Origin of the sequence: Streptomyces sp. S063 (genome assembly GCF_002832675.1) — a bacterium.
GTDB classification, from domain to species: Bacteria; Actinomycetota; Actinomycetes; order Streptomycetales; family Streptomycetaceae; genus Streptomyces; species Streptomyces sindenensis.
The window spans coordinates 5,685,131-5,704,640 of sequence record NZ_CP021707.1; the positions used below are offsets into that span (position 1 = coordinate 5,685,131).

Here is a 19,510-nt window from a genome sequence, read left to right on the forward strand (position 1 = left end):
GCGCTGACGGGCCGTCACCAGGTGTCGGGCGGCGGCCGACTGGCCTTACAGTCGTCCCGTCCGTCTCCAACGGAGCAGCAGCTTCAACAGAGCAGCAGAGAGTGGCGAGCACACGGTGGACGTGCAGAAGAAGCTCGACGAGATCGTCGAAGCGGTCGGGAGCGCCCGATCCATGCCCATGTCGGCCTCGTGCGTGGTCAACCGCGCAGAGCTGCTCGCCATGCTCGAAGAGGTGCGCCAGGCCCTGCCCGGCTCCCTCGCCCAGGCCCAGGAGCTGATCGGCGGCCAGGAGCAGTTCGCCGAGCAGGCCCGCCAGGAGGCCGAGCGGATCATCGAGTCGGCCCACGCCCAGCGCGCGTCGCTGATCTCCGAGACCGAGATCGCCCGGCAGTCGCAGAGCGAGGCCGACCGGATCCTCTCCGAGGCCCGCCGCGAGGCCGAGGAGGTCCGGGCCGAGGCCGACGACTACGTCGACAGCAAGCTCGCCAACTTCGAGGTCGTCCTCACCAAGACCATCGGCTCGGTGGACCGGGGCCGCGAGAAGCTCCTCGGTCGCGGCCAGGGCCTGGACGAGCAGGGCTACGAGGACCCCGACTTCACGGAGGCCCCCGAGCGCAGCGCCGACCCGGAGACGCTCAAGCAGCGGGCCGACGCGTACGTGGACGCCAAGTTCGGCGCCTTCGAGGCCGTCCTCGCCAAGACCCTGGAGGCCGTCGGCCGCGGTCGCCAGAAGCTGCACGGCCGGGTCGCGACCGACGACCTCGGCGCGCACATCGCCGCCCAGGACGCCGCCGGCGGCCAGGGCCACACCAGCGACGCCGACTATCTGGCCGGTCTCGCCGACCTGGCCACCCCCGAACCGCAGCAGGCGCCCCAGCCGCCCCAGCCCGCCTACCCGACGCAGCCGCCGGCCGAGCCGAGCTACGCGCAGGCGGCGTACGGCTACCAGGAGCAGCCGGTCCAACAGGGCATGCAGGACGCGTACGGCTACCAGCAGCAGCCCGATCCGTACGCGGCGTACCAGCAGCAGGGCGGCTACGACCCCAACGGCTACCCGCCCCAGCCCACCGGCCAGCCCGACTACGGCTGGCAGCAGCAGGGGCAGCAGCACGCGCAGGGGCAAGGGCAGGCGCTCGACCAGCAGGGCGGTGGCGCGCTGGACGAGACCAGCCTCTTCGACACCAGCATGATCGACCTGGAGCAGCTGCGCCGGTACGAGCAGGGTCGCTGACCCCGACGGGGCTGACCCGATTGGGTGCTGAGCGGTCCGTCCAGTATCCTGAATCCTCGGTCGCACATAGGTCCGCGATCCCGGCTGCCCGTTTCGTCTACGAATCGGGACCATGTGGCTCCGGACCGTAGACGGCCCCTCCTTCGCAGGACGACACCCATGATTTCGAAAGCAGGAAAAGCCCTGAACGGCCACCTCGACCACCGCAACCCTCTCGTGTTCGATACGCACGAGCTGGGTCGGCGTCCCGGTGCCATGAAGCGGCTGTCCCGCTCGGTGGAAGCACCCGGTTCACCGGTCCTGGGCATCGACGGCGTCATCGGCGTGCCGGAAGGCGCACCCGTGGAGCTGGACCTCCGCCTCGAATCGGTCATGGAAGGGGTGCTTGTCACAGGCACCGCCCGTGCGACCGCCGAGGGGGAGTGCGTAAGGTGTCTGGAGCCGCTGACCGTAGAGGTCGACGCGGACTTCCAGGAAATGTTCTCGTACCCTGACGCCGATGACCGGGGCCGCAGCAGTGCGGCGGAACCGGCCGACGACGCCGAGGACGACGAGGACAGGTTCTTTCTCGAGGACGGCTTGTTCGACCTCGAACCCATGCTGCGTGACGCGGTAGTGCTCGCACTGCCCATGCAGCCGGTGTGCTCGGAGGACTGCGCCGGTCTGTGTTCCGAATGCGGAATCAGGCTGGACGAGAATCCGGGTCACCACCACGACGCCGTCGACATCCGTTGGGCGGCACTGCAAGGACTCGCCGAGACCGTTCAGGACGGCGAGAAGGACAACATGGGCGGCGCCGAACCGGGCGTCGACGAGAAGCAGGAGAAGTAGCCGTGGCTGTTCCGAAGCGGAAGATGTCGCGCAGCAACACGCGCCACCGCCGGTCGCAGTGGAAGGCTGCGGTCCCCACCCTGGTTTCGTGCGAGCGTTGCCAGGAGCCCAAGCTCCAGCACATTGCGTGCCCGAGCTGCGGCACCTACAACAAGCGCCAGGTCCTCGAGGTCTGAGCGGCTGGTGAGAGGCCCGATGTCTGAGTTGTCCAACGCCAAGAAGCAGGCAGACAACGTCAACACAGCCTCGTCCCACACGCTTCTGGAAGGGCGGCTCGGGTATCACCTCGAGTCCGCCCTTCTGGTGCGTGCGCTGACCCACCGTTCGTACGCGTACGAGAACGGCGGCCTGCCCACCAACGAGCGGCTCGAATTCCTCGGGGATTCGGTGCTCGGCCTGGTGGTCACGGACACGCTGTACCGCACCCACCCCGACCTGCCCGAAGGCCAGCTGGCCAAGTTGCGGGCCGCGGTGGTCAACTCGCGTGCGCTGGCGGAAGTGGGCCGCGGCCTCGAACTCGGCTCCTTCATCCGGCTCGGCCGCGGTGAAGAGGGCACGGGGGGCCGGGACAAGGCTTCCATCCTCGCCGACACACTGGAAGCAGTGATCGGCGCGGTCTATCTCGACCAGGGCCTCAGCGCGGCCTCGGAGCTGGTCCACCGGCTCTTCGACCCGCTGATCGACAGGTCCTCGAACCTCGGCGCCGGCCTGGACTGGAAGACCAGCCTCCAGGAGCTCACCGCGAGCGAGAGCCTCGGAGTCCCCGAGTACCTCGTCACGGAGACCGGCCCGGATCACGAGAAGACCTTCACTGCTGCCGCTCGCGTCGGTGGTGTCTCGTACGGCACCGGCACCGGCCGTAGCAAGAAGGAAGCGGAGCAGCAGGCGGCCGAGTCCGCCTGGCGCGAGATCAGCGCCGCCGCAGAGGCACGGCAGGCCGCGGAGAAGTCCGCGGCCGACGGAGGGGCCGCCGACACCCCTGCCGACCCGTCGCCGAACACGGACGCCGCTCCGGCCTGAGCGAGACGGGAACCCCTCGGTGCGAACCGCGCCGAGGGGTTTTCCCTGTCCAGGGGCGGCCCCTCGACCGAGGTGGTCCCGGTGGCACCCGCGGCCTCCGCGTTTCCGCCCGCCTCGTCCCCCGTACTACCGTCGATGTGTCTGGAGTGGTGCACCGTGCCCGAGCTGCCCGAGGTCGAAGTCGTCCGCAGGGGGCTTGAGCGCTGGGTCAGCGGGCGTACCGTCACCGAGGTCGAGGTCCTGCACCCGCGCTCGGTCCGCCGGCACCTCGCGGGCGGCGTCGACTTCGCCGCCCGGCTGCGCGGGGCCCGCCTGGGAGCGGCGATGCGGCGCGGCAAGTACCTCTGGGTCCCGATCGAGGAGGCCTCCGCCTCGCTGCTGGGCCACCTCGGCATGAGCGGACAGCTGCTGGTGCAGCCCGCGGACGCGCCCGACGAGAAGCACCTGCGGATCCGGATGCGGTTCGACGACGCGCTCGGCACCGAACTGCGCTTCGTCGACCAGCGCACCTTCGGCGGGCTCTCGCTGCACGGCAACACCCCCGACGGACTGCCCGACACCATCGCGCACATCGCCCGGGACCCGCTCGACCCGCTCTTCGACGACGCCGCGTTCCACACCGCGCTGCGGCTGCGCCGCACCACCGTCAAACGCGCCCTGCTCGACCAGTCACTGATCAGCGGCGTCGGCAACATCTACGCCGACGAGGCGCTCTGGCGGGCCAAGCTGCACTACGACCGGCCGACCGCGACCCTGACCCGCCCCAAGTCCGCCGAACTGCTCGGCCACGCCCGCGACGTCATGAACGCGGCCCTCGCCCAGGGCGGCACCAGCTTCGACAGCCTGTACGTCAACGTCAACGGCGAGTCCGGCTACTTCGACCGGTCGCTCGACGCGTACGGCCGGGAGGGCGAGCCCTGCAATCGGTGCTCCACCCCGATGCGCCGCCGGGCCTGGATGAACCGCTCCAGCTACTACTGCCCGCGCTGTCAGCGGCCGCCGCGCGCCTCGTCGTAGCGCGCCCGGGCGGCCAGGACCTCGTCCATCCGCCCCTCGACGCAGTGGATGAGACCGAGGAGCTTCTCCGCGACCTCGCGCCCGAACGGGGTGAGCTCGTAGTCCACCCGGGGCGGGTTCACCGGCTGGGCCTCCCGCAGGACGAGCCCGTCCCGCTCCAGGGCGTGCAGGGTCTGGGAGAGCATCTTCTCGCTGACCCCGTCGACGCGGCGGCGCAGCTCGTTGAACCGGAGGCTCTCCTCGTACAGCGCGCCGAGCGTCAGACCGCCCCAGCGCCCGGTGACGTGCTCCAGCGTCGAGCGCGAGGGGCAGGCGCGGGAGAAGACGTCGAACGCGAGGCTGCCGAAGCCGTCCGCACCCCTGCTGCCCGTACCCGTGCTGCCCGTATCCGTATCGCTGGCCATACCAAAAGCTTACTCCCGTACAGCGCTCACCCCGAGGGGGCGCTGTACGGGAGCAAGGGGACCGGCGGGCCGGGTCAGAAGCCGAAGAAGTGATCGGCCGGGTCTGCTACCTGCGGCCATGCAGTCGATCAGCGCAGTGACCTGCGACTGAGCTGTCGATGGTTGTCAGCGTTGGTCGTTGCTATGCGGCCTTCTACGGCCCCAAGGCGGCCCAGGCGGAGCGGACCAAACTAGCTGTGTGCAGGCTGCCGTGCCTCTATCTTTATGCGATGGCGATGTCTAAATCTGCCGTGCAGAGGCTAGGCAAGAGGCTTGAGCTGCCCGGGGCCGTGTCGGAGGAAGATCTCACCCTGCTGGAGGATCTGCTCATCGACTACGACGAACTCCTGACGGCCGCCCGGGGGGTGATCGACGAGCTGTGCGACATCCTTGAGTGGCCGCTGGGCGTCACTCACAGGCTCAAGACTACGGATACCTTGATCCAGAAGCTTCAGCGAGCGAAGGAGCGAGGAGCGAGCACGAACCTGGCTCGTGTACAGGACATCGCTGGCATTCGGGTCTCGGGTCGTCTTACGCTGGCGGAGCAAGACCTCCTCCGAGAGATGATCGTTGACCGGTTTGAGCAGCAAGGTCACGGATGTTCATTCAAGGATCGTCGCGAAGATCCGATGGTGGGCTACAGAGCCGTACACGTGATCGTGTCCATCGATGGCCGGTTTGTCGAGGTTCAGATACGCACAACAGGGCAAGACCTATGGGCCAACGTCTTCGAGCGGATCGCGGACATCTTCGGGCGTGGCATCAGGTATGGAGATCCGCCTGAGTTCGGTGGGGAAGCGGTGACGGACATCATCGCCAGCATGGAGGTCTTCTCGGCTAAGCTGTATGAGCTGGAGAAGATGGTAGAAGATTCGCGAGAAGCTACCCTGGGGCTCCAAGACTCGATTCTCAGTACACTGCGCCACATCTTGCAGCAGACTGAAGCCATCAAGGAAGGCTAGCTACATGAAGGCACTGAAGCACTTCCTGCTCGTCTACGATCGTCGTACTGGTGAGACCGATGTGCGCTGTGAGTACCCGGCCTCTGAGGGGCGAGCCGCACTTCGTGCCAGGTTTAAGCTGGAACGCGAACTGCGCGGGGAGCATGACACTGAGATCGTGGTCCTCACCGGCTCATCTCTTGAAGGTCTGAGGAAGACCCACTCCAGGTACTTTGGCGGAGCAACCGGCAGGGCGCTTGCAGCGGCCTGACCTGCGTGAACGCTAGCGAACCCGATTTGCACAACGGAGCGTAGTCCCGATTATGTTGCCAGGGCGGCGATCGGTACTACGCTCCGTCGCTATGCTGACCTTCGGTCACGGAGCGTAGTACCGATCGCCGCCCTGGCAAGTATTTTTTGCTAAACGCATGCCAAGAATTGACCTTTTCTTTACCGAGGCTGCGACGCTGCAATCTCGCCTTTCGCCACCACTCGCCCTAGCTCCCATCCCGTCCGCCTTCGACCCACACGTCGTGGAGCGGTCGTGGTTCAGGGCGTCAAGGTGGAGCGCGCCACTGTACGAACGACCTTGACGCCCTGGGCCGCGACTGCTCGGCTCTGCCTGGGTCGAAGGTGGTCGGGATGGGAGCCCCACGACGCTCGCCACGCTCCGGCCGGCACTCGCGAACGGTGCCCCCTCCATCCCGGAGTCTGAGCGCCCCCGCCGGAGGCATCGTCTTGAAGCCGCGGGCTTGGTTCTCGTCTCATGCCCCTCGGGCCTATCCACTGCGGGCGCGCGTCGGCGGCGGCAGCGCCGAGCGGGCCGAAGGCAGGAGCGCGGGCGCAGCCAGAGCCGGGAAGCGCGCCCGGCGGAGCGGAGCGCAGCCGGGTGCCTTGATGAGGTAGAGAAACCTGTAACCCGGCCTGCGTGCTGACTAGGGAGCCTGCTCGGCGGAGAGGGCGTCCGCGATAGCTTGCATCTCGTGGGTAACGGCGTTGGCACCCAGAGAAGCGAACGTCTCGGCCTTGTTGGGCTTGTTGGCGTAGCCGATCACGGTGGCTCCAGCAGCCCGTGCGGCTTGGATGTCAGTCACTGAGTCACCGATCAGAGCGCATACAGAAACGTCCACGTGCATCAGTTCAGCGGCGTGGATCAGCGGGTACGGATTCGGCTTCATGAGATGCGGCTGCTCGGACGGGCGGCCCACGATCTCGGCGACGTACCCCCCCAACTCGTGACGGTCCAAGAAGGCCCTCACGCATTGGGCCGAGTTGTTGCTTACCACCGCAATCCCCCGGTTGGACTCCTTGGCTGCCAGCAGCGCAGCCACAGATCCCGGCGTCGGAGCTCCAGCAACCTCAACCGCCCGAACCTCTGCTGCCGTGAGGGCCTGCTCGATCATCTGGCCCAAAGCGGCGTCCGCCTCGTGGGCAATGCTCAGAACCTCGATGGGGTCGGTCGTTCCCATAGCCTTCGCGCCCGCAGCTTGGTCTTCAGCCGAAAGCAGCCGGGTCAGTTCGCTGGCGACTTGCGGTGCCGGCAGCCCGGCGAATACGTCGCAGAGAGGCCCGTCGAAGTCGAACAGCAGAACGCGGGCCCCGGTGAGCGCCTGGCTGAGCGGGTCAGTGGGCATCAAGATCAAAGTCCCTTCCGATGGTTCCCCACACACTGTCGAACCACATGCGGGCCTGCTGCACCTGTTGGGCCCCGCTGGAGGATTCACCGTCGTTGAGGGAGTGGTGGAACAGCACGGTGTCCTTGCCCACCAAGTCGTAGATCTCGATGGTTTCGCCTTGGGCGACGACCTTGTTGGGCCGGATCGGGTAGTACCCAAAAAAGGCATCCTCGCCGTTGACGACGTACAGCTTGAAGAAGGGCGTTCCGCTGTGGACGCGCACCTGGATGCGCGTTTCTGAGACCAGACCCAGGTGCTTCAGCTCGGCGAAGGAGTCACGGATGCTGCGGGTGTAGCTGACCATGATCTCCCGCATGCGGTCGCGGAGGCGCTGATCATCCCCTCCGTCCGTCATCCGGACCGGCGCGGCCTGGGCCACAGACATGTCCGGAACGAGGATCCGCATGGTGATGCTCTGCGGCGTCAGCCTGCCCACGCGGATCTTGTCCAACGGCTCTTGCAGCGCACCGTGCAGGGTTTCGCTGGAGAACCCGGCGAAGTCGATGGTGACCTCATCCCGGCTGAACGCCTGCTCTACATACGGGCGAAGACCAGATGGGCGCTCGGTGCGGTTGCGGACGTAGACCCCGCTGCCCTTACGGGAGACGACGAGTCCCTCGTCTTCCAAATCCCGCAAGGCCCGCTGGATTGTGGCCCGCGCGAAGCCATACAGCTCGGTCAGCTCTTTATGGGACGGGAGCTTCTCCCCGGGGGCGATTCGGCGAGTTCGGATGGCGGCGCTCAGGCTGCTCGCCACCTGCTCGTACGGAGGTCGATCGTCGTCTGGGTCCAACGGTTCGGGAACGAAGCTCATCCGTCGATGGTAGGGGACCGAAGCCCTACCAGGACAGTCATGTCGGTCAAGTTGTTGACATGGCTAGCCATGCTCCCTAACTTGGGACGTGGCCAACCAAGCTAGCCAGGTTGGTCAAGTCGGGGCGGCACCCCTACGGCCAAGCAGATGTGCCGCCCCTCGTCCCCTGAGGGAGCTTCCATCATGCCTGCAACGCTCTTAGCCACGCGTGCCAGTTCGGATTCTGCCGCTGAGCGTGTCTTGCTCACGGTCTTGCGGATGACGGGTGCCGAACGGTCGGTCGCGCTGTACGCCTCGGACATGCCCACGGGCTTCTCCTGGTCGCGGGGCGTCACGCCGCAGGTGATCGCCTGGGTCATGCAGGGCGTTGACCGCCTCGGCTTCGACGACGTGTACCGCTCCGGCATCGAGGTGCAGTACTACAGGGTTCTGCGTCTGGCCGGTCAGGTTCCGGCAGAGGCGCGGCGCTGGCTCCGTGGTCGCTTCCCCGACCGTGCGCGGCTGGGCTGTGTCGAGCGGGCCAACGCCATGCTGACCTTCCGTCTGGGCGACCACGAGCCGGTTTCCGGCTTCGTCGGGGACGACACCTTCCGGGTCTACCGCGCCTACGGCGATGACGCGGACGAGGTGGGCGTGTGAGCTTCCCGGACGACGCCCTGCACGCGGCTGAGTGGGCCGACGAGAAGCGGGCCGAGCAGATCGGAATGTACCTCGACGCCCACGACGTACGCCCCTACACCCGGTTCTTCACCGTGGTCGATGACGCGCACTACGCCGAGGAAGACGCCAAGGTGCGCGGCCTCTACCGGCCGATCGGGCACGGCTACCCGAGGGAGGACGACCAGTGACGTCCTTCCCCGTAGAGCCCTCGGCCGTGGCCGGTACCGCCGCCATCGTGGGCACCGACCCGCTGACGCTGGCTGACCTCTTACGGGTCGCCAACGCTCCAGGCTTCGATCGGTGGCAGGAGCAGGTCCGCCGGACCGGTGGCTGCTCGGACCCGATCCACCTGGAAGGCATGACCACCACCCGCGACGCCAAGTCCGGGCAGGTGCTCTACTCCTACAGCACCCAGGGCGAGCCCGGCGGACGGCTCCGTGTCGCGTGCGGGAACCGGCGGGCTTCCCGCTGCCCCTCCTGCGCCTGGACCTACGCCGGAGACACCTTCCACCTGATCCGCGCCGGGCTCACCGGTGACGTGGCCAAGGGGACTCCGGTCACGGTGCGCACGCACCCCAAGGTCTTCGCCACGCTCACCGCCCCGAGCTTCGGCCCGGTCCACAACCGGCCCACCAAGGGTGTCTGCCGCTGCGGCACGGACCACCCGGAGGACTCCCCGCTGCTGGGTACGGCTCTGAACCCTGGGACGTACGACTATGCGGGGGCGGTGCAGTGGAACAACCACGCCGGGGACCTCTGGCGACGGTTCACCATCTACCTCCGCCGGGAGGTCGCCGCCCGCGCCGGCCTTTCCCAGAAAGCCGCTGCCGAGGTCTGCCGGGTCTCCTTCGGGAAGGTCGCCGAGTTCCAGAAGCGCGGCGCGGTCCACTTCCACGCCATCGTCCGACTCGACGGCCCCGACGGACCCGAGACCCCGCCCCGGGCTGGGCCTCCGTCGCCCTGCTCACGGATGCCATCCAGGCGGCTGCCGCCCGCGCCACGGTCCCGCTCCCGCCCTCCGGCGACTACCCGGCCCGGATGCTGGCGTGGGGCACGCAGGTGGACGTACGGCCCATCGGCGCCGGGAGCGCGAATGAGGATCTGTCGGAGGAGGCGGTTGCCGCGTACGTGGCGAAGTACGCCACCAAAGCCGCAGAGACCACCGGGACGGTTGACCGCCGCATCGGGGAACTGGGCGAGCTGGACAAGCTCACCGACCTGCCCGACCACGCCCGCCACCTGATCGAAGCCTGCTACGCCCTGGACGACGCCTACCCGGACCGGATGCTGTGGCGCTGGGCCCACATGCTCGGCTTCCGAGGCCACTTCTCCACCAAGTCCCGTGCCTACTCCACCACCCTCGGCGCACTGCGCCAGGTGAGGGCCGACTACCGGGCCCGCCAGGAACGCCGCGAACGCGGCCTGCCCGACCCGGACGACGCCCCGGAGGGCTCCACACTGACCCTCGCCCACTGGACGTATGCCGGGCACGGCCACACCCCCGGCGAGTCCTGGCTCGCGGCGACCATCGCCCGCGATATCCAGACCGGCCGTACCACCGCCCGCGAAGCACGCGCCGAACTCGAAGACCTGGACCACCTCGACGCGGTGGAGGGGTGGGCATGAGGCGTGCGCTGCCCGACCGCTACCTGACCCCGCTCGACCTGGCTGACCTCCTGGGCGTGCCCGTCGAGACCGTCTACCAGTGGCGGCGCAAGGACACCGGTCCCCGCGGCTTCCGCGTCGGCCGGCATCTGCGCTACGACCCCGAAGACGTCCGCGCCTGGGTCGCCACCCTCATGGACAAGGAAGCCGCCTGATGGCCGGACACATCCAAGACCGCTGGTACAAGACCGAGCCCGGACCGAGCGGCAAGCCCGTACGCGTCAAGACCGACCGCCACGGCATCGGCCTGCGCTACCGCGCCCGCTACATCGGCCCCGACGGCACCGAGAAGTCCAAGAGCTTCCCCGACAAGCAGAAGCGCAAGGCTGAGACCTGGTTGTCCAACGTCGAAGCAGACATGTCCCGTGGCGACTACATCGCGCCCGAGGCAGGCAAGGTCACCTTCGAGCAGTACGCGACGCGGTGGATGAAGACGCAGATGACGGACCCGGCGACCCGCGAAGCCGTCGAGATGCGGCTGAGGCTCCACGCTCTCCCGCACATCGGTAAGCGGCCCATCGGGTCGTTCAACCCGACCCACCTTCGCCTCTGGATGCGGGGCCTGGAGGACGCGGGCCTGTCCGCCGCCTACCGGCGCGGGATCTTCGCTCACGTATCGACGGTGTTCACGGCCGCAGTCGAGGACCGAGTCATCCGGGCGAATCCGTGCTCGGCGCGATCGGTCAAGGCTCCTCGTCTCGATCCCCGAAAGATCAAGCCTTGGTCTGCCGAGCGCGTCAAGGCTGTTCGGGATGCCTTGCCGGAGAAGTGCCGCGCGATGGTGGATCCCGCTGCCGGATGCGGTCTGCGTCAGGGGGAGGTGTTCGGGCTCGCGGTTGAGGACGTGGACTTCTTCGGTGGTGTCCTCCACGTGGTCCGGCAAGTCAAGTTGCTCCGTGGGCGGCCCGTCTTCGCTCCGCCCAAGGGAGGGAAGGAGCGGGATGTTCCTCTGCCGGAGTCCATCGCCTTCGGGTTGGCCGGCCACCTGACGCGGATGCCTGCTGTCGAGGTGACGTTGCCGTGGAAGACGTTGGACGGCCCGCCCGTCACTGCGGCGCTGATCTTCCGGAGCCCTGAGGGGCACGCACTGAACCGCAACAAGTTCAACGATCGTCAGTGGCGGCCTGCTCTGCGTGCTGCTGGTGTGGCTGAGGGGCGGGATAACGGGATGCACGCGCTGCGGCACTTCTACGCGTCGGTGCTTCTGGACGCGGGGGAGAGCATCAAGGCTCTGAGCGAGTACCTGGGGCATCACGACCCCGGCTTCACGCTGCGGACCTATACCCACCTGATGCCGTCGAGCGAGACCCGCACGCGCGCTGCCGTGGACGCAGTCTGGGCCGCCCCGGTTACCGATGACGGCCCGGAGACGGCCCAGAAGGGGCTATAGGTCGTTGACCTGCGGATTTCTCAAAAGCCGAAGTTCTGGACCCACCACGGGCCGCCGGGGCCCTCGTGGATACCGATGCCGATGGTCTTGTAGTCGCAGTTGAGAATGTTCGCCCGGTGGCCTTCGCTGTTCATCCAGCCCTCCATCACTGCCCGGGCGTCCGCCTGGCCGCGGGCGATGTTCTCCGCCGCCAGCCCCTGGACGCCCGCCTGCGCGGCCCGGTCCCACGGGGTGTCGCCGTCCGGGTCCGTGTGGTCGAAGAAGCCACGGGCCGCCATGTCCTCGCTGAAGTTCTGGGCGAGCGAGGTCAGCGGGGCGCTGGTGGACAGCGGGGAGCAGCCGACCTTCGCGCGCTCCTGGTTCACCAGGGCCAGCACCTCGCTGCGTGCGGAGGCGTCGGTCGGGGAAGGGTTCGGCTTCTTGCTGGGCGGCGGGGCGGTGGAGGTCTTCGGCGGTGCCGGGGCCTTGCTCGTCGGGGCGGAGCTCTTCTCCGGGGCCGAGGTGGGGGCCTTCGACGTCTTCGACGGGGTGGCGGCCGGCTTCTTCGACGTGGAGGGCGCGGCCGACTTCGACGGGGCCTTCGAGGTCTCCGAGGGGGAGGGCGTCTTGGACGGGGTCTCGGACGCCGTCCTCGACGGCGACTTGCTCGGCGCCTTTGGACGCTCGCTGTCCCGGTCGGCGGGGGAGGAGGACCGGTCGGCCGGCGCGGTGGAGCTGCCGCCCTGCGTCAGCAGGTCCGGAGCGCCGCCCGTGCGTACCTGGTCGGCGGCGGTCGGGGAGCCGGTGGTGTACGTGTCGCCGCCGGGGACCAGGCCAGAGGCGACGGCCACGGCGCCGACGGCCACAGCGGCAGAGACGCCGAGGAGTCCGGTCCGGATCGGTACGGCGGACTTCTTCCGGCGTGTGCCCCGGCCCCGGGAAGCGGCCTTGGCCGCGGGCTGCTCAGCGGCGGGGCCTGCGGCGGATCGTCGATGGCGTCCCATGCGCTGTGCCTTCCTGATTCTCCGGACGTCGTTGCGACGTCACGCGACTGCCCCGTTTGCTGAACGGCCCCGATGATCGAATGCGATCGCACGCGGAGCGGTGGAGCGAGCGAATGCCGCTCGACCGACTTTTCCGTCGACGCCCGCCACCCGCCCGATACTCACCCGATCGAGTGAGGCTGCTGCGACGGGACTGTAGCCCATGGGTGAAAGGGGGCGGCGTGGTTCTTGAGCAATTGGCCGGTTAGCGTTCGGGCATGAACGAAGAAGCACGCCTCGTCGTCTGGGTACGCGGCCGAGTACAGCAAGTAGGCTTCCGCTGGTTCACCAGGGCAAACGCTTTGGAGATCGGCGGCCTCATCGGGTTCGCCCTCAATCTCGACGACGGCAGAGTGCAGATCGTGGCAGAAGGACGGCGTGAGAATTGCCACCGTCTGCTGGACTGGCTGAGGTCCGACGACACACCCGGGCGCGTGGACGGGGTCACTGAGATCTGGGACACCCCGCGCGGTGGCTACGAGGGATTCGCCATCCGCTGATCCGGCCCGGAGCGACCCCTTCCGATCCGCTCCGTGAACGCCCTGCGCCGAACCGTCACCGGAACGCCCTCCCGGCCCCCGCCCGGCCCTCGCACCCGAAATGACCTGCGGCGGGACCCGGAGGAGACCGATGGTTGCCAGATGCGGAATGTCGTGCAAGGCTGCGGCATTGACGAAGATCCGCGCACCCTTCGGGGTCCCGCAGGAGAGTCGCGCCGCAAGATCGTCCAGCCGCGCGCCCCCGGGACACCCGGGCACACAGGGTGTGATCGTGTTGACCGTCAAACTTTTTGGTGAGACGCTGAAAACCCCGCGCACCTTAGCTGTTCGGTAGAGCTGACAAGCAGCAGAACCGCAGTGGTGACAGAGCCCTGCCGAGCACCGCGGGTGCGATCCCCTGACGACCCACACCGCATCGGTCGGTCACTCATTGTGGAGGACCATCCATCATGGCAAAGGCGCTTCTCGGTTACGTCGGCGGTTCCGACCCGCGACTCCTCGCCGAGATGCGACGGCTCCAGCAGCGCGTCCAGGACCTGGAATCCGAGCTCACCCGGATCCAGGACGAGAACGACGCGCTCAACGCCGCCGCTCAGCACCAGGAGTCGCTGCTCGACAGCATCGACATCGACGTACCCCAGGGCGAGCCTGCACTGACCTGACCGTGACGGCCCCTTCGGGCCGGTCGGGCCGGGCACGCTCAGTAGCCTCGGAATCTCTCTGATCCGTCCTGCGTCACGGATCGCCGTCCCCGAACACCGGGGTCCCCGCACCGCCGGGGATGTCGATGTCCGGTCATCTGGCGATGCACGGCGCGGGCCACAACTGGATGAACGGTGACGTCGGCAGCACAGCGACGCCGACCAGATTCACAGGGACGCTTCGGCGTCCCTTTTTCTTTGCCCGACGGCCATCCCCGGGCCTGCCCCCCTTCGCTTACCGTCTGATGTGCCCTGCACCTTCATCAGCGAAACCGAGAGTGAAAGGTAGAGTCCGGCGGCGTGCACCTCAAGGCCCTGACCCTGCGTGGTTTCAAATCGTTCGCGTCCGCCACCACCCTGCGGTTCGAACCGGGGATCACCTGCGTCGTCGGACCCAATGGATCCGGAAAATCCAATGTGGTGGACGCGCTCTCCTGGGTCATGGGGGAACAAGGGGCCAAATCCCTGCGCGGCGGCAAGATGGAAGACGTGATCTTCGCCGGGACGACCGGGCGACCGCCGCTCGGCCGCGCGGAAGTCTCGCTGACGATCGACAATTCCGACGGCGCATTGCCCATCGAGTACGCCGAAGTGACGATCACTCGGATCATGTTCCGCAATGGCGGCAGCGAATACCAGATCAACGGCGACACCTGCCGACTGCTCGACATCCAGGAACTCCTCTCCGACTCCGGTATCGGGCGTGAGATGCACGTCATCGTCGGGCAGGGCCAGTTGGACTCCGTGCTGCACGCCGACCCGATGGGCCGCCGGGCCTTCATCGAGGAAGCCGCGGGCGTCCTCAAGCACCGCAAGCGGAAGGAGAAGGCGCTGCGGAAGCTGGACGCGATGGGCGCCAACCTCGCCCGTGTCCAGGACCTCACCGACGAACTGCGCCGCCAGCTCAAACCGCTCGGCCGGCAGGCCGCCGTCGCCCGCCGGGCCGCCGTCATCCAGGCCGATCTGCGCGATGCCCGGCTCCGGCTCCTCGCCGACGACCTGGTGACCCTGCGGGACGCGCTGCGCGACGAGATCGCCGACGAGGCCGAGCTGAAGAAGCGCAAGGACGCGGCCGAGGCCGAGCTGAAGACGGCCCTCCTCCGCGAGGCCGAACTGGAGGGCGAGGTGCGCCGGCTCGCGCCCCGGCTCCAGCGCGCCCAGCAGACCTGGTACGAGCTCTCCCAGCTCGCCGAGCGGGTCCGCGGCACGGTCTCGCTCGCCGACGCCCGGGTCCGCAGCGCCTCCCAGGCGCCCGCCGAGGAGCGCCGCGGCCGCGATCCGGAGGACCTGGAGCGCGAGGCGGCCCGGATCCGCGAACAGGAGGCGGAGCTGACGGCGGCCCTGGAGGCGGCCGAACACGCGCTGGAGGACACCGTCGCCCACCGCGCCGACCTGGAACGCGAGCTGGCCGCCGAGGAGCGCCGGCTCAAGGACGCGGCCCGCGCCATCGCCGACCGGCGTGAAGGGCTCGCCCGGCTGAACGGCCAGGTCAACGCGGCCCGCAGCCGGGCCGGTTCGGCCCAGGCCGAGATCGACCGGCTGGCGGCCTCCCGTGACGAGGCCCAGGAGCGTGCGGTCACCGCCCAGGAGGAGTACGAGCAGCTCAAGGCCGAGGTCGAAGGACTGGACGGCGTCGACGAGGAACTGACCGCCCGCCACGAGGAGGCCAAGCGGGCCCTGGCCGAGGCCCAGGCCGCCCACAGCGCGGCCCGCGACGAGGCCACGGCCGCCGAGCGCAGGCGGGCGGCGGTAGCGGCCCGGCACGAGGCACTGGCCCTCGGGCTCCGCCGCAAGGACGGCACGGGCGCGCTGCTCGGCGCCCGGGACCGGCTGACCGGGCTCCTCGGGCCCGCCGCCGAACTGCTGACCGTCGAGCCCGGGTTCGAGATCCCGGTCGCGGCCGCCCTCGGCACGGCGGCGGACGCGGTGGCCGTCACGGACCCGGCCACCGCCGCCGACGCGATCCGGCTGCTGCGCGGACGGGACGCGGGGCGCGCGTCGATGCTGCTGGGCGGGGAGCGGGTGCCCGTGCCGGGGCAGGGCGGCGAACAGAGGCCGGGTGAGGAGTGTCCCGCCGCCCAGCTCCCCGCGCAGAGCGGTGCGCCGGGCGGTACGGAGACCGGGGCCGGTGCCCATGGCCGTACCGAGAGCGTCACGCTCACCACCACCGCGCCCGCCGTCGCCGACCTCGTGCGAGGGCCCGCCTCGCTGGTCGGGGCCGTCCGCCGCCTCGTCGCGGACATGGTGGTCGTCGCGACACTGGAGGACGCCGAGGAACTGGTCGCCGCGCACCCCGGGCTGACCGCGGTGACCGGGGAGGGGGACGTGCTCTCCGCCCACTTCGCGCACGGCGGGTCGGCCGGGGCGCCCAGCCTGCTGGAGGTGCAGGCCTCCGTCGACGAGGCCGCCGCCGAGCTGGCCGAGCTGGCCGTACGGTGCGAGGAGCTGGCCGAGGCCCAGCGCCGGGCGGGGCAGCGGCGCACGGAGCAGGCCGCGCTCGTCGAGGAGCTGGGGGAGCGCCGCCGGGCGGCCGAGCGGGAGAAGTCCGGCTTCGCCCAGCAGCTCGGGCGGCTCGCCGGGACGGCCCGGAGCGCGGCGGGCGAGGCCGAGCGCATGACCGCCTCCGCCGCCCGCGCCCAGGAGGCCCTGGAGCGGGCCACCGAGGAGGCCGAGGAGCTGGCCGAGCGGCTGCTGGTCGCCGAGGAGACACCGGCCGAGGAGGAGCCCGACACCTCCGTACGGGACCGGCTCGCCGCCGACGGCGCCAACGCCCGCCAGACCGAGATGGAGGCCCGGCTCCAGGCCCGTACGCACGAGGAGCGGGTCAAGGCGCTGGCCGGGCGCGCCGATTCGCTGGACCGGGCCGCCCGGACCGAACGCGAGGCCCGCGCCCGCGCCGAACAGCGCCGGGCCCGGCTGCGGTACGAGTCCGAGGTCGCCTCCGCCGTGGCGTCGGGCGCCCGTCAGCTGCTGGCGCACGTCGAGGTGTCCCTCGTACGGGCCGACCAGGAGCGGACGTCGGCCGAGGCGGCGAAGGGCGAGCGGGAGCGCGAGCTGGCCGTCGAGCGCGACCGGGGCCGGGAGCTGAAGGGCGAGCTGGACAAGCTCACCGACTCGGTGCACCGGGGCGAGGTGCTGGGCGCGGAGAAGCGGCTGCGGATCGAGCAGCTGGAGACGAAGGCCTTGGAGGAGCTGGGCGTGGAGCCCGCGGGGCTGATCTCCGAGTACGGGCCCGATCAGCTGGTGCCGCCGTCGCCCGCCGCCGAGGGCGAGGAGCTGCCGGAGGATCCCGAGCACCCGCGCAACCAGCCGAAGCCGTACCGGCGGCCCGAGCAGGAGAAGCGGCTGCGGTCGGCCGAACGGGCGTACCAGCAACTCGGGAAGGTGAATCCGCTCGCGTTGGAGGAGTTCTCGGCGCTGGAGGAACGGCACAAGTTCCTGTCCGAGCAGCTTGAAGACCTGAAGAAGACCCGGGCCGATCTGCTCCAGGTGATCAAGGAGGTCGACGAGCGGGTCGAGCAGGTCTTCACCGAGGCCTACCACGACACCGCCCGGCAGTTCGAGGGCGTCTTCTCGCGCCTCTTCCCCGGCGGCGAGGGCCGGCTCATCCTCACCGACCCGGACAACATGCTGACCACCGGCGTGGATGTCGAGGCGCGCCCGCCGGGCAAGAAGGTGAAGCGGCTCTCCCTGCTGTCGGGCGGCGAGCGGTCCCTGACGGCGGTGGCGCTGCTGGTCTCGATCTTCAAGGCCCGGCCCAGTCCGTTCTACGTGATGGACGAGGTCGAGGCCGCGCTCGACGACACCAATCTGCAGCGGCTGATCCGGATCATGGAGGAGCTCCAGGAGAGCTCGCAGCTGATCGTGATCACCCACCAGAAGCGGACGATGGAGGTCGCCGACGCGTTGTACGGCGTGTCCATGCAGGGCGACGGGGTCTCGAAGGTCATCAGCCAGCGGCTGCGCTGACTCCTCAGCGAATCATCAGAGGTTCGACGCACCTTTTGGGCACCCCGGGGTACACGGCACCAGACCCGCTGTTTGACTTCGTTTCTTGAACGCATAACCTCTGCAAAGTTGATTTGGTCTTCAAGTGGTGGCGAGACGGATGATGTGCGCCACTGGGAAGGCTCACACCCCACGTCTGCCCCCCGGCCAGGCATCAGGAGTTCACGTGACCAGCAGCACAGCGAACGGACCCGAGTCCGGGGCGAGGGCGGCCCACCCGGAGCACCTCGGCCACGTCATCTTCATCACCGCGGCCGCGGCGATGGGCGGCTTCCTCTTCGGCTACGACAGCTCCGTCATCAACGGCGCCGTCGAGGCGATCCGCGACCGGTACGACATCGGATCCGGAACGCTCGCCCAGGTCATCGCCATCGCGCTGATCGGCTGCGCGATCGGCGCTGCCACCGCGGGCCGGATCGCGGACCGGATCGGCCGCATCCGCTGCATGCAGATCGCCTCGGTGCTCTTCACCGCCAGCGCGATCGGCTCCGCGCTGCCGTTCGCGCTCTGGGACCTGGCGATGTGGCGCATCATCGGCGGCTTCGCCATCGGCATGGCCTCCGTGATCGGCCCGGCCTACATCGCCGAGGTCTCCCCGCCCGCCTACCGCGGCCGGCTCGGCTCCTTCCAGCAGGCCGCGATCGTCATCGGCATCGCCGTCTCCCAGCTGGTCAACTACGCCGTCCTCCAGATCGCCGACGGCGACCAGCGCGGAGAGATCCTGGGTCTGGAGGCCTGGCAGTGGATGCTCGGGGTGATGGTCGTCCCGGCCGTCCTGTACGGACTCCTCTCCTTCGCCATCCCCGAGTCCCCGCGCTTCCTCATCTCGGTGGGCAAGAAGGCCGAGGCCCGCAAGATCCTCGAAGAGGTCGAGGGCGACAAGATCGACCTCGACGCGCGCGTGACCGAGATCGAGACGGCCATGCACCGCGAGCACAAGTCCTCCTTCAAGGACCTGCTCGGCAACCGCTTCTTCTTCCTGCCGATCGTCTGGGTCGGCATCGGCCTCTCGATGTTCCAGCAGCTCGTCGGCATCAACGTGGCGTTCTACTACTCGGCGACGCTGTGGCAGTCCGTCGGCATCGACCCGACCGACTCGTTCTTCTACTCGTTCACCACCTCGATCATCAACATCATCGGCACGGTGATCGCGATGGTGCTGGTCGACCGGGTGGGCCGCAGGCCGCTCGCCCTCGTCGGCTCCATCGGGATGGCGGTCGCGCTCGCCGTCGAGGCCTGGGCCTTCTCCGCCGACCTGGTCGACGGCAAGCTCCCCACCGCCCAGGGCGCCACGGCGCTGGTCGCCGCCCACGTCTTCGTACTCTTCTTCGCCCTGTCGTGGGGTGTCGTCGTCTGGGTCTTCCTGGGCGAGATGTTCCCGAACCGCCTGCGCGCCGCCGCCCTCGGCGTCGCCGTCTTCGCGCAGTGGATGGCCAACTGGGCGATCACCGCCAGCTTCCCGAGCCTGGCCGACTGGAACCTCTCGGGGACGTACATCATCTACGCCTGCTTCGCCGTGCTCTCGATCCCCTTCGTGCTCAAGTTCGTGAAGGAGACCAAGGGCAAAACGCTCGAGGAGATGGGCTGATCC

The 19,510-nt window shown here is 69.0% G+C and carries 19 protein-coding genes and 1 pseudogene; 16 read left to right on the plus strand and 4 right to left on the minus strand.

Annotated elements, in window-relative coordinates; translation table 11 throughout:
* Window positions 1-115 precede the first annotated feature (115 nt).
* From CCZ36_RS26305 to mutM, 5 genes are all read left to right on the plus strand, one after another.
* A complete protein-coding gene (locus tag CCZ36_RS26305; RefSeq protein ID WP_069740142.1) occupies window positions 116-1,231 on the plus strand; it encodes an ATP synthase F0 subunit B in 1,116 nt (371 codons plus the stop codon).
* Between the two features lie 159 nt (window positions 1,232-1,390).
* A complete protein-coding gene (locus CCZ36_RS26310; RefSeq protein ID WP_032789164.1) occupies window positions 1,391-2,062 on the plus strand; it encodes a YceD family protein in 672 nt (223 codons plus the stop codon).
* Between the two features lie 2 nt (window positions 2,063-2,064).
* Window positions 2,065-2,238 carry a 50S ribosomal protein L32 gene (gene rpmF / locus CCZ36_RS26315; protein ID WP_003965982.1) on the plus strand — a complete coding sequence of 58 codons (174 nt, stop codon included), beginning with the start codon at window positions 2,065-2,067 and terminating at the stop codon, window positions 2,236-2,238.
* A gap of 19 nt (window positions 2,239-2,257) precedes the next feature.
* On the plus strand, window positions 2,258-3,082 hold the full coding sequence (gene rnc, locus CCZ36_RS26320; protein WP_006127880.1) for a ribonuclease III: 825 nt from the start codon (window positions 2,258-2,260) through the stop codon (window positions 3,080-3,082).
* A 156-nt stretch (window positions 3,083-3,238) separates the two neighbouring features.
* Window positions 3,239-4,099 carry a bifunctional DNA-formamidopyrimidine glycosylase/DNA-(apurinic or apyrimidinic site) lyase gene (mutM, locus tag CCZ36_RS26325; RefSeq protein WP_069740143.1) on the plus strand — a complete coding sequence of 287 codons (861 nt, stop codon included), beginning with the start codon at window positions 3,239-3,241 and terminating at the stop codon, window positions 4,097-4,099.
* On the opposite strand, the gene CCZ36_RS26330 is transcribed toward mutM, so the two are convergent.
* Complete coding sequence (locus CCZ36_RS26330; protein ID WP_128818697.1) at window positions 4,072-4,503, minus strand: winged helix-turn-helix transcriptional regulator; 432 nt, start codon at window positions 4,501-4,503, stop codon at window positions 4,072-4,074. The genes mutM and CCZ36_RS26330 overlap by 28 nt on opposite strands.
* A 158-nt stretch (window positions 4,504-4,661) precedes the next feature.
* Here CCZ36_RS26330 and CCZ36_RS26335 point away from each other — a divergent pair, with 158 nt between their 5' ends.
* Both CCZ36_RS26335 and CCZ36_RS26340 read left to right on the plus strand, forming a co-directional pair.
* Window positions 4,662-5,504, plus strand: coding sequence for a hypothetical protein (locus CCZ36_RS26335; protein ID WP_128818698.1), 843 nt, complete (start codon window positions 4,662-4,664; stop codon window positions 5,502-5,504).
* A gap of 4 nt (window positions 5,505-5,508) precedes the next feature.
* Complete coding sequence (locus CCZ36_RS26340) at window positions 5,509-5,754, plus strand: hypothetical protein (protein WP_128818699.1); 246 nt, start codon at window positions 5,509-5,511, stop codon at window positions 5,752-5,754.
* A gap of 664 nt (window positions 5,755-6,418) precedes the next feature.
* Here CCZ36_RS26340 and CCZ36_RS26345 read toward each other — a convergent pair.
* Together CCZ36_RS26345 and CCZ36_RS26350 are read right to left on the minus strand one after the other, a co-directional pair.
* Window positions 6,419-7,117, minus strand: a complete 699-nt coding sequence (locus CCZ36_RS26345) for an HAD family hydrolase (RefSeq protein WP_030704620.1) — start codon at window positions 7,115-7,117, stop codon at window positions 6,419-6,421.
* Window positions 7,107-7,973, minus strand: coding sequence for a GntR family transcriptional regulator (locus CCZ36_RS26350; RefSeq protein ID WP_030298416.1), 867 nt, complete (start codon window positions 7,971-7,973; stop codon window positions 7,107-7,109). The genes CCZ36_RS26345 and CCZ36_RS26350 overlap by 11 nt, the downstream gene beginning before the upstream one ends.
* 258 nt (window positions 7,974-8,231) lie before the next feature.
* On the opposite strand from CCZ36_RS26350, the gene CCZ36_RS26355 reads away from it, so the two are divergent.
* The 5 genes and pseudogenes from CCZ36_RS26355 to CCZ36_RS26375 all read left to right on the plus strand — a co-directional run bounded on the left by CCZ36_RS26355 (window position 8,232) and on the right by CCZ36_RS26375 (window position 11,688).
* Complete coding sequence (locus CCZ36_RS26355) at window positions 8,232-8,612, plus strand: hypothetical protein (protein WP_237302746.1); 381 nt, start codon at window positions 8,232-8,234, stop codon at window positions 8,610-8,612.
* Window positions 8,609-8,821, plus strand: coding sequence for a hypothetical protein (locus CCZ36_RS26360; RefSeq protein ID WP_128818701.1), 213 nt, complete (start codon window positions 8,609-8,611; stop codon window positions 8,819-8,821). The genes CCZ36_RS26355 and CCZ36_RS26360 overlap by 4 nt, the downstream gene beginning before the upstream one ends.
* A gap of 26 nt (window positions 8,822-8,847) precedes the next feature.
* A pseudogene (repSA, locus tag CCZ36_RS26365) lies at window positions 8,848-10,259 on the plus strand (replication initiator protein RepSA).
* Window positions 10,256-10,453: a helix-turn-helix transcriptional regulator gene (locus CCZ36_RS26370; RefSeq protein ID WP_089116703.1), complete on the plus strand. Its 198-nt coding sequence runs from the start codon at window positions 10,256-10,258 to the stop codon at window positions 10,451-10,453. The pseudogene repSA and the gene CCZ36_RS26370 overlap by 4 nt, the downstream one beginning before the upstream one ends.
* Entirely contained in the window at window positions 10,453-11,688 is a 1,236-nt protein-coding gene (locus CCZ36_RS26375; protein ID WP_128818702.1) for a tyrosine-type recombinase/integrase, read from the plus strand. Before CCZ36_RS26370 ends, CCZ36_RS26375 begins: the two co-directional genes overlap by 1 nt.
* A gap of 20 nt (window positions 11,689-11,708) precedes the next feature.
* Here the strand turns inward: CCZ36_RS26375 and CCZ36_RS26380 are convergent, their stop codons facing one another.
* The gene (locus tag CCZ36_RS26380) at window positions 11,709-12,671 is read right to left on the minus strand and encodes a CAP domain-containing protein (RefSeq protein ID WP_128818703.1); all 963 of its coding nucleotides are present in this window, start codon (window positions 12,669-12,671) and stop codon (window positions 11,709-11,711) included.
* Between the two features lie 257 nt (window positions 12,672-12,928).
* Between CCZ36_RS26380 and CCZ36_RS26385 the strand changes: the two genes are divergently transcribed.
* The 4 genes from CCZ36_RS26385 to CCZ36_RS26405 all read left to right on the plus strand — a co-directional run bounded on the left by CCZ36_RS26385 (window position 12,929) and on the right by CCZ36_RS26405 (window position 19,507).
* A complete protein-coding gene (locus CCZ36_RS26385; protein WP_069740146.1) occupies window positions 12,929-13,210 on the plus strand; it encodes an acylphosphatase in 282 nt (93 codons plus the stop codon).
* Window positions 13,211-13,659: 449 nt separating this feature from the next.
* A complete protein-coding gene (locus tag CCZ36_RS26395; RefSeq protein ID WP_006127885.1) occupies window positions 13,660-13,872 on the plus strand; it encodes a hypothetical protein in 213 nt (70 codons plus the stop codon).
* A 339-nt stretch (window positions 13,873-14,211) separates the two neighbouring features.
* Entirely contained in the window at window positions 14,212-17,880 is a 3,669-nt protein-coding gene (locus CCZ36_RS26400; RefSeq protein ID WP_128818704.1) for an AAA family ATPase, read from the plus strand.
* Between the two features lie 205 nt (window positions 17,881-18,085).
* Entirely contained in the window at window positions 18,086-19,507 is a 1,422-nt protein-coding gene (locus CCZ36_RS26405) for a sugar porter family MFS transporter (RefSeq protein WP_069740198.1), read from the plus strand.
* The last annotated feature ends 3 nt before the right edge of the window (window positions 19,508-19,510 follow it).